Raw genomic sequence first — 13,154 nt, 5'->3', positions numbered from 1 at the left:
AAAACGATTTACATCATTTATATAGGAGCATGACCATGAACAACGCTAACAACATCAACAACAACGCCCTGAACACCGCCGTCCTGCCTTTAGCTGGCCGCCTGCTGATGGCCCTGATCTTCGTCTTCAGCGCCGTCGGCAAAATCTCGGCGCCGGCCGCCACCATGGGCTACATCTCGGCCATGGGCCTGCCCTTCCCGGTCCTCGGCCTGGCCGGCGCCATCGGCGTCGAACTGATTGGCGGCCTGCTGCTGGCCTTCGGTTTCCAGACTCGTCTGGTGGCGCTCGGTCTGGCCGCCTTCTCGGTGGTGACGGCCGTGCTGTTCCATAACGCCATCGGCGACCAGAACCAGCTGATCCACCTGCTGAAAAACCTCGCCATGGCTGGCGGCCTGCTGCAAATCGCCGCCTTCGGCCCAGGCAGCCTGAGCCTTGATGCCCGTCGCGGCGCACCGCAAGTGCTGGCCCGCATCTGATTCGGCAAGCATTTCTAGCACGGGGGCCTGGCCCCCGTTTTGCTTTTTTTGCGCATGGTGGCGCTTTCGCCACGCTAGCAGGCGCTTTTGTTAACGTCCTTGCAGTCTTTCTTGCCACTTCCATAAGAACAGCAAAAAAAATCTCCCCAAGGCTGTCGCGTTTTTCCAAAAAACGTTGAAGTTACGGGGCGTATGGCCATAATCGATTCCGCAAGCCAACCAGCCAGCGACGGAGACGACCAATGAAAACCAGCCATTGCATCTTGATGTCCACCCTTGTTCTGGCAGCCGGCGGCGCCGGCGCGCAAACCAATATCACCGTCTACGGCTCGATGGACCTGGGCATCGTGCACGAAAGCGGCGGACCGAAGGCGGCCGGTTGGACCGTGCAAAGCGGGGTCGAAGCCGGGTCGCGCCTGGGCTTCAAAGGCACGGAGAATCTGGGCGGCGGCCTGCAGGCCCTGTTCGTGCTCGAAAGCGGCATTGCCGGCGATACCGGCGGCAGCCGGCCGGGCGGCCTGGCGTTCGGCCGCCAAAGCCTGGTCGGGCTGAGCGGCGGCTTTGGCACCATCAAGCTGGGGCGGCAATTCAATCTGCTGACGTATGCGCTGATGGATGTCGATCCCTTCGGCGGCGGCCACGAGGGCGCCTATTCGAACATCATGTTCTCGGATTTCCGCACCAGCAACGGCGTCTACTACACCACGCCCACGATGCAGGGCTTCAAGGCCAGCCTGACCTATGCCCCGGGCGAAACGCCGGGCAACAGCAAGGCCAAGCGCGAAACCGGCCTGGCCCTGGAATACCAGCGCGGCCCGCTGTTCGCCGTCTTCGCCCACCGCAATCTGGAAGACGCCACGGGCAGCAGCCGCAACAAGGTCAGCTTCGCCGGCGCCACCTACCAGGTGGGCGCGTTCAAGGGCGCGCTCGGCTACGCCGTCAACAAAGACCCGGCCATGGCCATGGACAGCCGCGACCTGATCGTCGGCGCCACCTGCGAGCACGGGCCGTCCACCTATCTCGTGTCCTGGATACAGCATAAGGACCGCAGCATCCTGGACCAGGATGCCAACCAGGCGGCGATCGGCTATACCTTCGCGCTGTCGAAACGCACTGATTTATACAGTTCTTACTCGCGCATCAACAATAAGAATGGCGCCCCGTTCACGGTCGGCAATGCCATCGAAGTCGGCAGCGGCAAGCGCGGGTTTGCGGCCGGCATCAACCATAAGTTCTAAGTCCCTGTTCAACCATCCTCGTCCAATGGAGAAGTTTCCTATGAAAGCTCTCGCCAGCGCCCTGCTGCTCGCCTTGCCCGTCTCCGCCTTCTGCCAGGATGCCATGGTTCTTTGCGTTGAAGACCAGGCTGCGGCGCCCTATACCTTCCCCGCCAAGGACGGCACCATGCAGGTGCTGATCAAGATGGCGGCCAAGCAGGCAAATGTACCGGTAACAATGAAAGTAGCACCATGGAAACGCTGCATCGACGAAGTGCGCAGCGGCGCCACGAGCGGCTTGGTCAACGCCGGCTTTACGCCCTTCCACGCTGAATACGCGGCCTACCCGATGCAGGGCGACAAACCGAACACCGCCGCCGCGCTGGCGCGCATGGACATCCTGGCTTATCGCATCAAGGGCAGCAATGCCGGCTGGGACGGCAGCAAATTCCAGAACGTCAGCAAACCGGTGCTGATCCCTTCCGGCTTCGCCACCATTTCGGATCGCCTGAAATCCATGAATGTGCCGTATGATGACAATACCAAGGAGCCGGCGCGCAATTTCCATAAGCTGATCGCCGGCCAGGGCGAAATCCTGCTGGGCTTCGATGGCGAGATGAACGCCTTGCTCGCCACGCGCAAGGAGTTCAGCGACAAGGTCGAAGCCCTGCCCAAGCAATTCATGACGGCAGATTTCTACGCTCCCGTATCCAAAACCTATTACGCGGCAAACAAGGAGAAAGTTGAAGCGCTATGGGCGGCCATCGGCAAGGTGAAAAAGTCCAAGGAGTACCAGGACGCCATCAAGGACATCAAATAGTCCGCTGCCGTATCGCGGCCGCCGGCGTCCTGTTGGCGGCCTTGCTGGGTGGCGGCGCGGCGGCGGCCGACCAGGTTGAAGTGGTGGTCTATGCCGACGACGCCTATCCGCCTTATTCCTATTCCCTCAATGGCGAAGCGCGCGGCGTCTATCCCGGCATTCTGCGCAAGGCTTTCGCGCGCATGCCGGCCTATAAGGTGCAGGTGCTTCCCGTGCCTTGGAAGCGCGGCCTGAAAATGGTGGAAATGGGCGAAGCTTTCGCCCTCACGCCGCCCTACTACCGTCCGGACGAGCGGCCGTATATGGACTATTCCGCCCCCATCTTCAATGAGAGCGTGTCCCTGTTCTGCAACGATAGCGTGGCGCCCAAGGGCCCGCTCAGCCGCTGGCCGGACGACTATCTGGGGCTGCACATCGGCAGGAATACCGGCTATCTAATCGGCGGCAAGGAATTCGACCAGGCGCTCAAGCAGGGCAAGATCACGCTGAACGAGGCGCGCGGCACCGAAGAAAACCTGCGCAAGCTGCTGGTGGGACGGCTCGATTGCTATATGAACGACCGCCACGCGATCCAGAACGCGCTGGCCCGCATCCGCACCGAGAAGGCCTATCAAAAGACCGGCAATGTGGTGGAGGCCACGATCATCAGCCAGGAATTCGGCTACCTGGGGTTCACCCGCGTGGACCCGCTGCGCTATCCCTTCAAATCGGAGTTCGTGCGCCAGTTCAACGTCGTGCTGAACGAGATGAAGCGCAGCGGCGAGCTGGAACAGATCGCCGAGAGCGAGCTGCGGCGCTAGGCCAGCAGCGCATCGCGCAGCAAGGCCGGCGTCTTGCCGGTCCAGCGCTTGAAGGAGCGGCGGAAATTGGTGGCGTCGTGGAAGCCCAGGTACTGGGCCACGGCCTCGTTGTCGGCGCGCCGGCTGTGAAAGAGATGCAGCGCGACGTGGGTGCGCACCTGATCCAGTTCGGCTTGAAAATGCGTGCCGTGGCGCGAGAGATAGCGCTTCAGCGTGGCCGGGCTGGCGCCGAAATCGGCGGCGGCCTGCTCTTGCGACGGCGCCCGCCGCACCCGTTCCAGCAGATAGTTGTACATCGCATCGGGCAGGCTAGGCAGCGCCGCCGTTTCGCCGGCCGCATTGCGCAGGGCGACGGAGGCCGCCACCGCGTTGCCGCGCGGCCAGGGGCGGTCCAGCCAGGCGGCGTCGATCAGCATCGCATCCAGATGGCAGTTGAAGCGTAGCTCGGAACCCAAATGCACTTCGTGCTGTTCCACATGCGAAGGCGAGGCGCGGTTGAAGCAGAAGCGCCAGGGCAGGCGCTCGCCGCCGAGCCAGCGGCACATGGCTACAACGGCCGTCATATGCATTTCCACCAGCGCGGGCAGCAGGCTGGGAGCGCCATAACTGTCGACCCAGTACAGCACGGCGATGCCGTTCTCCTCGCGCAGCCGGGGGCAAAGCAGCGGCGTCAAGCGGGCATGCCAGGCCGTCAGCAGTTCCAGCGCCTGGCGCAGGTTCTGTGCATGCAGCAGCGCGTGGCTGATCGCACCGTTATGGCCGGGCAGCAGGTGCTGGCCCAGCATGAAGCTGGTATCGGAGCTGTTCAAGGCGCGCAGCGTATTCGCCAGCAATTGGTGGTACTGGCCCGGTGTAATCATGCTGGCGGGATCGGACAGTACCGAAGCGTCCAGCCACAGGCCGCGCAGCAGCGCGCTGTCCGCCGCCTCGCGGCTGCGCGCATAGTCGAGCGCCAGCGCGGGCTGCTGGCCTGCCGCAATGCAGGCGTCGCCGATGGTGTGGAAGGCGATCACGTCGGCGCTGCCCGCTGGCCGCCCAGCACCGTCTCGCCAGGCTGCGGCGCGGATTGGTCGATTTCGCGGCCCAGGCGGGCCAGCAGCTCGTCGGCCTCGCCTTCGGCGGCGGCGCAGGCGTGACGCAGGCTGATGGCGATTAATCCCTGGCTGCCGTGATGGCGCATCTTGCCCACCATGGCGCATAGATGGGCGGCGATGGCGCGCGCCTCCTGCGCGCCGGTGCAGGGCATCAGGATGGCGAAACGGTCGCCCGCATAGCGGCATAGCAGATCTTCATTGCGCAGATTGAGCAGCAGCATATGGCCCACGGCCTGCAGTGCGCGGTCGCCTTCACGCTGGCCGTGTTCGCGATTGATGCGGTGGAAGCCGTCGATGTCCAGCAAAACCAGGGCGCAGCCGCGGCCTGGATGGTTTTCGCGCTCCAGGCGCAACTGGGTGCGCAGATAACCGGCGCCCGCCAGCTGCGTGATGCGGTCGAAGGCGCGATGGTCGCGGAACAGGCGCTCGCGCTTCTGCAAATGTTCGTTCAGGCTGAATTGCTCCTGGCGCCAGTAATACATGCCCGCCGTGAGCACCAGCATCCCCAGCGGCATCAAGCCTTCCAGCCAGTTGTCCCACACCTCGTCCTTGGGGATGCGAAAGAATTCGTCCATGCAGTCGGCCCAGCAGCCCAGCATGATGGCCGCCAGCCCGCCGGCCAGCAGGCGCGTCACCAGTCCACCGGGACGGCTGCTCAGGGTAATCAGCAGCCACACGCCCGCCATCAGCGCGGTGCCTCCTTCGCCCACGATGTCCATCCAGCGCCAGGCCGCAACAGGTTTGGCCGCTCCCAGCGCCGCGTACAGGAAGGGCAGCGAGAGCATGGCCAGCGCGGCGGCGATGAGGAAGTTGCGGTGCAATCTGAGCATGGCGTTGGGACGGTATCGAGAGGGCCGCAGCAGCTTATCGCCGCCATATGACGGGGCGATGACAAGCGGGAGGTGCAAACAGCTCACATCTTTTTTGCGGCAAGCGCGGGCCGCACCCTTATCTCATAGGGAAAGCCGGCACGCCATACCTTGCAAGACGGCGCGCACCCGCCGCGCAGACAGGTCATTTCAGCTCAGATCCCGCGCCGGATGCGGCAAATCGGGCCGAATCCGGGGCTGCGGCCAAAGCTCGTAACAAAGCTGACACATTCCCTGCCTAGAATCCGCCCCGTTCAACCACTCATCCACACACCATGCATACCAAGACCCAGCCGAACAAGCCCGCCGCCCTGCGCCTGACTACCCTGAGCCTCGGCATCCTCGCCATGTGCAGCGCCCACGCCGAACTGGCTGACACCGGCCCGGTGGCCGCCGCCGTCGTCGTGACCGGCCAGCGCGCGAGCCTGAGCAAGGCCATTTCCGCGCAGGAGAAGGCCGACAATATCGTCAGCGTCGTCAGCAGCGACGATATTGGCGGCCTGCCGGACAAGAACGCCGCCGAAGCGCTGGCCCGCCTGCCCGGCGTCTCGGTGCAGCGCGACCAGGGCGAAGGCCGCTATGTCACGGTGCGCGGCCTCGGTCCGGACCTGAATGGCGTCACCATCAACGGCGCGCTGGTGCCCTCGCCGGAAGCTGGCCGCCGCGCTGTGGCGCTGGATGTGCTGCCCGCGGGCCTGATCCGCTCCCTCGAAGTGAGCAAGACCCTGCTGCCCGAACAGGACGCCAACTCCCTGGGCGGCTCGGTGGAAGTCAAATCGCTGTCCGCCTTCGACCTGCCCGGCACGCTGCTCAACGTGAACGCGGCCGCCAGTCATGACGGCAACACCGGCAAGAAAAGCCCGAGCGCCGGCCTGCTGTGGGCGCAGCGCTTCATGGACGGCAAACTGGGTGTGGCCGTGGGCCTGAGCGCCGAGAAACGCAAATTCGGCTCCGACAATGTGGAAACCGGCGGCGCATGGGATGGCGAGCGCCTGGGCGGCTTCGAGCTGCGCGACTATCTGCCGGTGCGCGAACGCAAGGCCGCCGCCGTGAACCTGGATTACCGCCCCGAAGCGGGCAGCAGCTTCTACCTGCGCAGCTTCCTGAGCCGCTTCAGCGACGACGAAGTGCGCGACCGCATCACCGTCGGCAATTTCAGCGGTGGCGGCGTGCTGGAAGGCGTTACCGCCAGCGCGCGCGCCGAGCGCCGCATCCGCCAGCGCAAATACACCCAGGAGATCGGCTCGCTGGTGCTGGGCACCGAACAGAAAATCGGCGCCTGGCAGTTCTCCGCTTCCGGCGGCATCAGCCGCGCCGACGAAGACACACCGGAATCGCTGAACGATGGCCGCTTCCGCGGCAATGCCAACTTCGCCGGCGTCGGCTTCCTGAATGGCGAGAAGCCCCAGCTGCAAGGTCCGGCCGCGCTGTTCGATCCAGCCAATTACAGCCTGAACGCCATCACCCTGCAGCAGCGCTATTCCAACGACAAGGCGCGCCACCTGCGCGCCGACCTGGGTCGCGGCTTCGACACCGGCGATCTGCATCACGAGCTGAAATTCGGCCTGAAAACCAGCCGCCGCGAGAAAACCAACGACACCAACCAGTGGGCCTATAACAGCAGCAAATCGTCCAGCCCGAACTACTGGGGCGCCGGTTCGGTCGCCATGTCCAGCTTCGTGCAGGGCAGCGAGCTCGATTACAAGCTGGGACGCATCGGCATCGCGCTCGATCCGGCCGCCATCCGCGCCCGCGTAGCTAATCTGGACCGCAACGCCGCCCGCCTTGCCGCCGAGTCGAGCATCAACGACTACACGATGAACGAGAATATCGACGCCGCCTACGTGCAGGACAGCGTCTCTTTCGACGCCTGGCGCCTGCTGGCCGGTGTGCGCGCCGAACGCACCCGCTTCGACGCCGCCGGTTCGCAAGTAGCTGGCAGCACCATCACGCCGCTGAACCGCAGCCGCTCCTACACCAACTGGCTGCCTTCGCTGCAGGCACGCTACGATGTGGACCAGCAAACCAGCGTGCGCGCCGCCGTCACCAGCTCCGTGGTGCGCGCCAATTTCAGCCAGCTGGCGCCGGGTGTCAGCCTCGCCAGCAATACCGAAGCCGTGATCGGCAATCCGGACCTTGCGCCGCTCAAGTCGCGCAACCTGGATCTGGGTGTGGAACGCCTCATCGGCAGCGACGGCACGGTATCGGCCTACTTCTTCCACAAGGATATCCGCAACTTCACCTACACCACCAATCTGGCGGGCAGCGGCCAGTGGGCCGGCTACACCAGCGCCACGTCCTACGAGAACGGCGACAAGGCCAAGGTGAAGGGCATCGAGCTGTCCTGGATGCAGCCGCTGCGCATGCTGCCGGCGCCGTTCAATAATCTGCTGTTGGGCGCGAACGCCGCCTGGACCGACTCGCGCGCCGACGTGGCCCGCTTCGATACCAAGGCCAAGGCGCGCCTGTCGCGCAGCATCGCGCTGCCCGGCCAGTCCGACCGCGTGATGAACCTGATGCTGGGCTACGAACAGGGTCCGGTCAGCACCCGCCTGGCCTTGAACTACAAATCGCCGTATCTGCTGGAACTGGGCTCGGATATCCTGAACGCCAGCCAGGACCGCATGGTGGACAGCCAGAAGCAGCTGGATTTTTCCTTCTCCTGGCAGATCGACAAGCGCTTCCAGCTGACCTTCGAAGCGGCCAATCTGAACAACGAAAAGTACTACGTCTATCAAGGCAGCAAAAACCACAACGCGCAGTACGAGCAATACGGACGCACCTACAAGATCGGCCTGAAAGCCGCCATTTTCTAAGAGAGCATATGAGAAAGAGCATGATTCAAAGCGCGATCGGCGCGCTCCTGGCTTCGTCAGCCGCCGTGGCGGCAACGCCGGCGCCGGCCCTTCCTTCGACACTGGCCAACGCGGCCGAACTGGCGGCCCTGCCGGACGGCGGCTGGCTGGCGCTGGACAAGAACGGCCTGCGCCTGCTCGACGCAAGCGGCGCGCAGCGCGCCCAGTTTCCCATCCGCGCCCGCCAGCTCGACACCCGCAGCCATGCCGAAGGCATGCTGGCCGTGGTGGTCGATTCCAACACCGAGCGCGCCCAACCCCTCGTCGTCGACCTGGCGCGCGGTACGCTGAACGCCCTGCCCGCGCTGCCCGCGCCGGGCTTCGACGTGGAGGCGTCCTGCCTGTACCGCGACGCCCAGCGCATCGACCACCTGTTCCTGATCGGGAAAGATGGCCAGTCGGAGCAATGGCTGCTGTCCGGCGCGCAGTACCGGCCGGTGCGCAAGCTGGCGCTGCCGCCGCATATCAAGCACTGCCGCGTGGATGACGACAGCCATACCCTGCTGGCCGCCGAATCGGACTTCGGCCTGTGGGCCTACCGCGCCGATGCCGAAGGTTCCGGCCAGCGCCAGGCTGTGGCCCTGCGCGCGCCATACGGCAAGCTGGCGGGCGGCGCGGGCGCGCTGTCCCTGCTGCCTGGCGGCGCCGCGCTGCTGGACAAGGACGGCGCCAAACTGCATCTGTTCCGCCAGCGCGAAGGCAAATGGGAAGCGGCGGGCAGCCAGCAGCTTGCGGCAAAAGGCGGCAGAGGCAACGCGCTTGCAGTCCGCGCAGCCGGTGGCAACGCGGTCAGTCTCGCCTACAAAACTGCTGAAAACGCGCCGTGGCAGGCGCGCGCCCTGGCATGGACGTCCGCTGGCCAAGCGCCCGCCGCCATCCCCTTCGCTATTGTCGAACCGCGCACCCAGACCGACCCGATGGAACGCCAGGGCGACGCGGCCGACGATCCGGCGATCTGGCTGCATCCCACCAACCCGGCCGCTTCGCGCGTCTTCGGCACCAACAAGAAGCAAGGCTTGCTGGCCTACGATCTGCAAGGCAAACAAACCCAGTTGCTGGAATCGGGACGGCTGAACAACGTCGACATCCGCCAGAACGTGCTGCTCGCGGGTGAACGTTTCGATCTGGCCGCCGCCACGCGCCGCGACGACAACACGCTGATGCTGTTCACCATCGATGCCAAGGGTGACGCCGCCGAAGCCGCCGTCTTCCCGACAACGCTGGAAAAGATCTACGGCATGTGCCTTTACCAGCCGTCCGGCGGCGCACTGGAAGCCTTCGTCAACGACAAGGATGGCCGCTACCAGCACTACCGCATCGAACGCAGCGAAGGCCGCTTCCGCGCCGCCCTGCTGCGCAGCTTCGCCGTCGCCAGCCAGCCCGAAGGCTGCGTGGCCGACGACCGCAGCGGGCGCCTCTTCATCGGCGAGGAAAAACTCGGCGTCTGGTCCACCTCGGCCAGCGCCGCCAAGGCCGAGCCGCTGCGCATGATCCTGCCAGTTGGTCCCGCGCTCAAGGCCGACGTCGAAGGCATGGCCCTCTACCACGGCGAGAAGGCCAGCTATCTGGTGGTGTCCAGCCAGGGCGACAACAGCTATGTGGTGCTGGACGCCGCCGCGCCGCACGCCGTGCGCGGACGCTTCCGCATCGGCATGAACGTGGCGGCCGGTGTGGATGGCGCGTCCGAAACCGATGGCCTCGACGTGACCTCGGCCAATCTGGGCGGCCCTTACGCCAAAGGCATGCTGGTCGTGCAGGATGGCTACAAGCGCTTGCCCGATGGTCCGCAGAACTTCAAATACGTGGCCTGGGACGATATCGCCCGCGCCCTGAACCTGCCTTAAGAAAGGAGCGCCAACATGAAACGCAAACACGGCGGCGGTTGACAATTCGCGCTGATGCGTTAAACTGCGGGCGCTGCTGAAAATATCGGCAGCGCCTTTTTCTTCCGGAGCACCCACCCCAAATGGACATCTAAGCCCACATCCGCAAACGACCGCTGCTGCTTTGCCTTGCTGTGCATCGCCGCTGCGCTGACGAATCTCGTCACCGGGGCTTATATGTTATCCAATCCAAAAGAACTCTCTCTGGAGCTGCGCCACGTCTCGGCCATGCTCCCCGATGGCCGCATGCTGTTCGACGGCCTGAACGCATCCTTCCAGCGCGAGCTAACCGGTCTTGTCGGCGCCAATGGCGCGGGAAAATCCGTGCTGGCCGCCATATTGAGCGGTCAGCGCCAGCCCGATGGCGGCCGTATCGCCTGCAACGGCAGCCTCGCCTACGTGCCGCAGGAAATTCGTCCCGCACCCGGCGCCACCGTTGCCGCCGTGGCCGGACTGGCGGAGCTGTTTGCCGCTCTCGCCCGCGTCGAAAAGGGCGACATGCTGGCCGGCGATCTCGATCTGCTGGAAGGCCGCTGGCATATTCCGGCCGCTTTCGGCTGCGCTCTGCGCGATGCCGGCCTGCCGGCGGTTCAGCCGCAGCAGGCCGCCGCGAACCTGAGCGGCGGAGAGCTGATGCGCATCGCCCTCGCCGGGGCCCTGCTGTCGCAAGCCGACTGGCTGCTGCTGGACGAGCCAAGCAACCACCTCGACCGCCCGGGCCGCGACTGGCTGGAAGCGGCCTTGCGCGCATGGCGCGGCGGCGCCATCGTGGTCAGCCATGACCGCGAGCTGCTCGACCAAATGGAGCGCATCCTGGAGCTGCGCGACGGCCAGTTGCACAGCTACGGCGGCAACTACACCCTGTACCGCGAGCAGCGCGACAGCGCCGCCAGCGCGGCGCAGGCAACGCTGGACCACGCCCGCACCGAACGCGAATCGGGCCTGCGCGAACTGCGCCGCCAGCACGATGCCCAGCATGCGCGCATGGCCCGCAACAAGCGCAATGCCAAGAGCGCCAATCTCGCGCCCATCCTGCTGGGCCGCATGCAGGACCGTGCAGAAGTCCACGCCGGCCGCGTGGCAAAACAGCATGAAGAAAGCCGCCTCACAATGGACCAGGCGGTGCGCGAGGCAGCGGAGAGGATCGTGTCCGAACAGGCGGTGGCGCTGCTGCTGCCCGCCAGCGCCGTTGCGCCAGGCAAGCGCGTGGTCGAACTGGAACAAGCATGCGCGCCTTTTCCAGCCGATACGCCGCCGCTCGACCTGGCACTGTGCGGTCCCATCCGCCTCGCCATCACCGGCCCGAATGGCTGCGGCAAGACCACGCTGCTGAAAATGCTGGCGGGACTGGAAGCGCCGCTATCCGGTATCTGCCGCAGCCCGCTGCCGATGGCCTGGCTCGACCAGCATGCCGCCGTGCTGCTGCCGCCCGGGCTGTCGGTGCTGGAACGCCTGCGCCAGCTGGAAAGCCCGCTGCCGGAAGGAGAGCTGCGCAGCCGCCTCGCCCTGCTCGGTCTCGGCGCGCGCCATGTGCATACGCCGGCCGAAGCCCTGAGCGGCGGCGAGCGTTTAAAGGCGGCCCTGGCTTGCGCCCTGTGGCGCAAGGAACCCGCGCAATTCCTGCTGCTGGACGAGCCGACCAACCACCTCGACCTGCACGCCGTCACCGCGCTGGAACAGGCGCTGCAAGGCTTCAGCGGCGCGCTGGCCGTGGTCTCGCACGACCGCCGCTTCCTGTCCGCGCTGGGCCTCAGCCACACCTTGTCGCATACGCCGCAGGGCTGGCGGCTCGACGGGATGGTATCCTAGGCGACCGCAACACATGGGGGCAACCGTGTCCATTACAGAAAAATTATTCAAACTCCGGGAGAACGGCACCAATGTGCGCACCGAGGTGGTGGCAGGCCTGACCACCTTCCTCACCATGGCGTACATCATCTTCGTCAATCCCTCCATCCTGTCTGAAGCGGGCGTGCCGAGGGACGCCGTCTTCGTCGCAACCTGCCTGGCCGCCGCGCTGGGCACCCTGATCATGGGGCTGTACGCCAACTACCCGATCGGCATGGCGCCGGGCATGGGCTTGAACGCCTACTTCGCCTACGCCGTGGTGCTGGGCATGGGCATACCGTGGCAGGTCGCGCTGGGCGCAGTGTTCATCTCGGGCTGCCTGTTCGTGCTGATCAGCGTCTTCCGCCTGCGCGAGATGATCGTGAACGGCATCCCGCATTCGCTGCGCACCGCCATCACGGCCGGACTGGGGCTATTCCTCGGATTGATTGCGCTGAAAAGCGCGGGCATCGTCACCGCCGACAAGGCCACCATGGTGACGGCGGGCGACCTGCACAAGCCTGCCGCCCTGATGGCCATCGGCGGCTTCCTGCTGATCGTAACGCTGGACCGCCTGCGCGTGCGCGGCGCCATCCTGATCGGCATCGTCACCGTCACGGTGCTGAGCTTCTTCTTTGGCGACACCAAATTCCAAGGGCTGATCTCCGCGCCGCCATCGCTGGCGCCCAGCCTGTTCAAACTCGACATCTCCGGCGCCATCGGCGTGGGCCTGTTCAATGTGGTGCTGGTGTTCTTCCTGGTTGAACTGTTCGATGCCACCGGCACCCTGATGGGCGTGGCGAACCGCGCCGGCCTGCTGGTCAGCGGCAAGATGGAGCGCCTGAACAAGGCGCTGCTGGCCGACAGCTGCGCCATCGTCGCCGGCTCCATGCTCGGCACCTCCAGCACCACCGCCTATGTGGAAAGCGCAGCCGGCGTGCAAGCGGGCGGACGCACCGGCCTGACCGCCGTGGTCATCGCGCTGATGTTCCTGGCCTGCCTGTTCTTCTCGCCGATCGCCGCCGTGGTGCCGCCCTACGCCACCGCGCCGGCCCTGCTCTTCGTCGCCTGCCTGATGCTGCGCGACCTGTCGGACCTGGACTGGAACGAAACCACCGAGAGCATCCCGGCCGGCATCACCGCCCTGCTGATCCCCTACACCTACTCGATCGCCCACGGCATCGCCTTCGGCTTCATCACCTATGCGGCGCTCAAGCTGCTGACGGGCCGCGCGCGCGAGGTAAAACTCATCGTGTGGCTGATCGCGGGCGTCTTCATTTTCAAATACGCTTATATGTAAGGCCGCTTCCCGC

10 protein-coding genes are annotated in these 13,154 nt (G+C 65.3%); 8 read left to right on the top strand and 2 right to left on the bottom strand.

Translation table 11 applies throughout. The features are described 5' to 3' along the window. Positions 1-35 precede the first annotated feature (35 nt). The 4 genes from FHS03_RS22495 to FHS03_RS22480 all read left to right on the top strand — a co-directional run bounded on the left by FHS03_RS22495 (position 36) and on the right by FHS03_RS22480 (position 3,313). The gene (locus FHS03_RS22495) at positions 36-476 is read left to right on the top strand and encodes a DoxX family protein (protein ID WP_183443163.1); all 441 of its coding nucleotides are present in this window, start codon (positions 36-38) and stop codon (positions 474-476) included. A 242-nt stretch (positions 477-718) separates the two neighbouring features. Then, complete coding sequence (locus tag FHS03_RS22490; protein ID WP_183443162.1) at positions 719-1,714, top strand: porin; 996 nt, start codon at positions 719-721, stop codon at positions 1,712-1,714. 40 nt (positions 1,715-1,754) lie between these two features. Continuing rightward, on the top strand, positions 1,755-2,513 hold the full coding sequence (locus FHS03_RS22485) for a transporter substrate-binding domain-containing protein (RefSeq protein ID WP_183443161.1): 759 nt from the start codon (positions 1,755-1,757) through the stop codon (positions 2,511-2,513). Between the two features lie 32 nt (positions 2,514-2,545). After that, positions 2,546-3,313 (top strand): substrate-binding periplasmic protein, encoded by a 768-nt coding sequence (locus FHS03_RS22480; RefSeq protein ID WP_183443160.1) that lies wholly within the window; start codon positions 2,546-2,548, stop codon positions 3,311-3,313. On the opposite strand, the gene FHS03_RS22475 is transcribed toward FHS03_RS22480, so the two are convergent. Together FHS03_RS22475 and FHS03_RS22470 are read right to left on the bottom strand one after the other, a co-directional pair. Beyond that, complete coding sequence (locus FHS03_RS22475; protein WP_183443159.1) at positions 3,310-4,326, bottom strand: AraC family transcriptional regulator; 1,017 nt, start codon at positions 4,324-4,326, stop codon at positions 3,310-3,312. The two genes, FHS03_RS22480 and FHS03_RS22475, sit on opposite strands and share 4 nt — an antisense overlap. Further along, the gene (locus tag FHS03_RS22470; RefSeq protein WP_183443158.1) at positions 4,323-5,237 is read right to left on the bottom strand and encodes a GGDEF domain-containing protein; all 915 of its coding nucleotides are present in this window, start codon (positions 5,235-5,237) and stop codon (positions 4,323-4,325) included. Before FHS03_RS22470 ends, FHS03_RS22475 begins: the two co-directional genes overlap by 4 nt. A gap of 314 nt (positions 5,238-5,551) precedes the next feature. Here FHS03_RS22470 and FHS03_RS22465 point away from each other — a divergent pair, with 314 nt between their 5' ends. From FHS03_RS22465 to FHS03_RS22450, 4 genes are all read left to right on the top strand, one after another. Next, positions 5,552-8,092: a TonB-dependent receptor gene (locus tag FHS03_RS22465; protein ID WP_183443157.1), complete on the top strand. Its 2,541-nt coding sequence runs from the start codon at positions 5,552-5,554 to the stop codon at positions 8,090-8,092. Between the two features lie 20 nt (positions 8,093-8,112). Continuing rightward, the gene (locus tag FHS03_RS22460; protein ID WP_229426349.1) at positions 8,113-9,975 is read left to right on the top strand and encodes a phytase; all 1,863 of its coding nucleotides are present in this window, start codon (positions 8,113-8,115) and stop codon (positions 9,973-9,975) included. A 216-nt stretch (positions 9,976-10,191) separates the two neighbouring features. Beyond that, the gene (locus FHS03_RS22455) at positions 10,192-11,823 is read left to right on the top strand and encodes an ABC-F family ATP-binding cassette domain-containing protein (protein WP_183443155.1); all 1,632 of its coding nucleotides are present in this window, start codon (positions 10,192-10,194) and stop codon (positions 11,821-11,823) included. A 13-nt stretch (positions 11,824-11,836) separates the two neighbouring features. Continuing rightward, the gene (locus FHS03_RS22450) at positions 11,837-13,141 is read left to right on the top strand and encodes an NCS2 family permease (RefSeq protein ID WP_183443154.1); all 1,305 of its coding nucleotides are present in this window, start codon (positions 11,837-11,839) and stop codon (positions 13,139-13,141) included. Positions 13,142-13,154: the final 13 nt, after the last annotated feature.

This window comes from Pseudoduganella violacea (assembly GCF_014191875.1).
GTDB classification, from domain to species: Bacteria; Pseudomonadota; Gammaproteobacteria; order Burkholderiales; family Burkholderiaceae_D; genus Rugamonas; species Rugamonas violacea_A.
This window is presented reverse-complemented; position numbering and strand designations above follow the sequence as displayed.

Excerpts from the sequence above, each read along its gene's own strand:
- FHS03_RS22495 (WP_183443163.1), top strand. The coding sequence starts at position 36 with ATGAACAACGCTAACAACATCAACAACAACGCCCTGAACACCGCCGTC.
- FHS03_RS22490 (WP_183443162.1), top strand. The coding sequence starts at position 719 with ATGAAAACCAGCCATTGCATCTTGATGTCCACCCTTGTTCTGGCAGCC.
- FHS03_RS22485 (WP_183443161.1), top strand. The coding sequence starts at position 1,755 with ATGAAAGCTCTCGCCAGCGCCCTGCTGCTCGCCTTGCCCGTCTCCGCC.
- FHS03_RS22470 (WP_183443158.1), bottom strand. The coding sequence starts at position 5,237 with ATGCTCAGATTGCACCGCAACTTCCTCATCGCCGCCGCGCTGGCCATG.
- FHS03_RS22465 (WP_183443157.1), top strand. The coding sequence starts at position 5,552 with ATGCATACCAAGACCCAGCCGAACAAGCCCGCCGCCCTGCGCCTGACT.
- FHS03_RS22460 (WP_229426349.1), top strand. The coding sequence starts at position 8,113 with ATGATTCAAAGCGCGATCGGCGCGCTCCTGGCTTCGTCAGCCGCCGTG.
- FHS03_RS22455 (WP_183443155.1), top strand. The coding sequence starts at position 10,192 with ATGTTATCCAATCCAAAAGAACTCTCTCTGGAGCTGCGCCACGTCTCG.
- FHS03_RS22450 (WP_183443154.1), top strand. The coding sequence starts at position 11,837 with ATGGGGGCAACCGTGTCCATTACAGAAAAATTATTCAAACTCCGGGAG.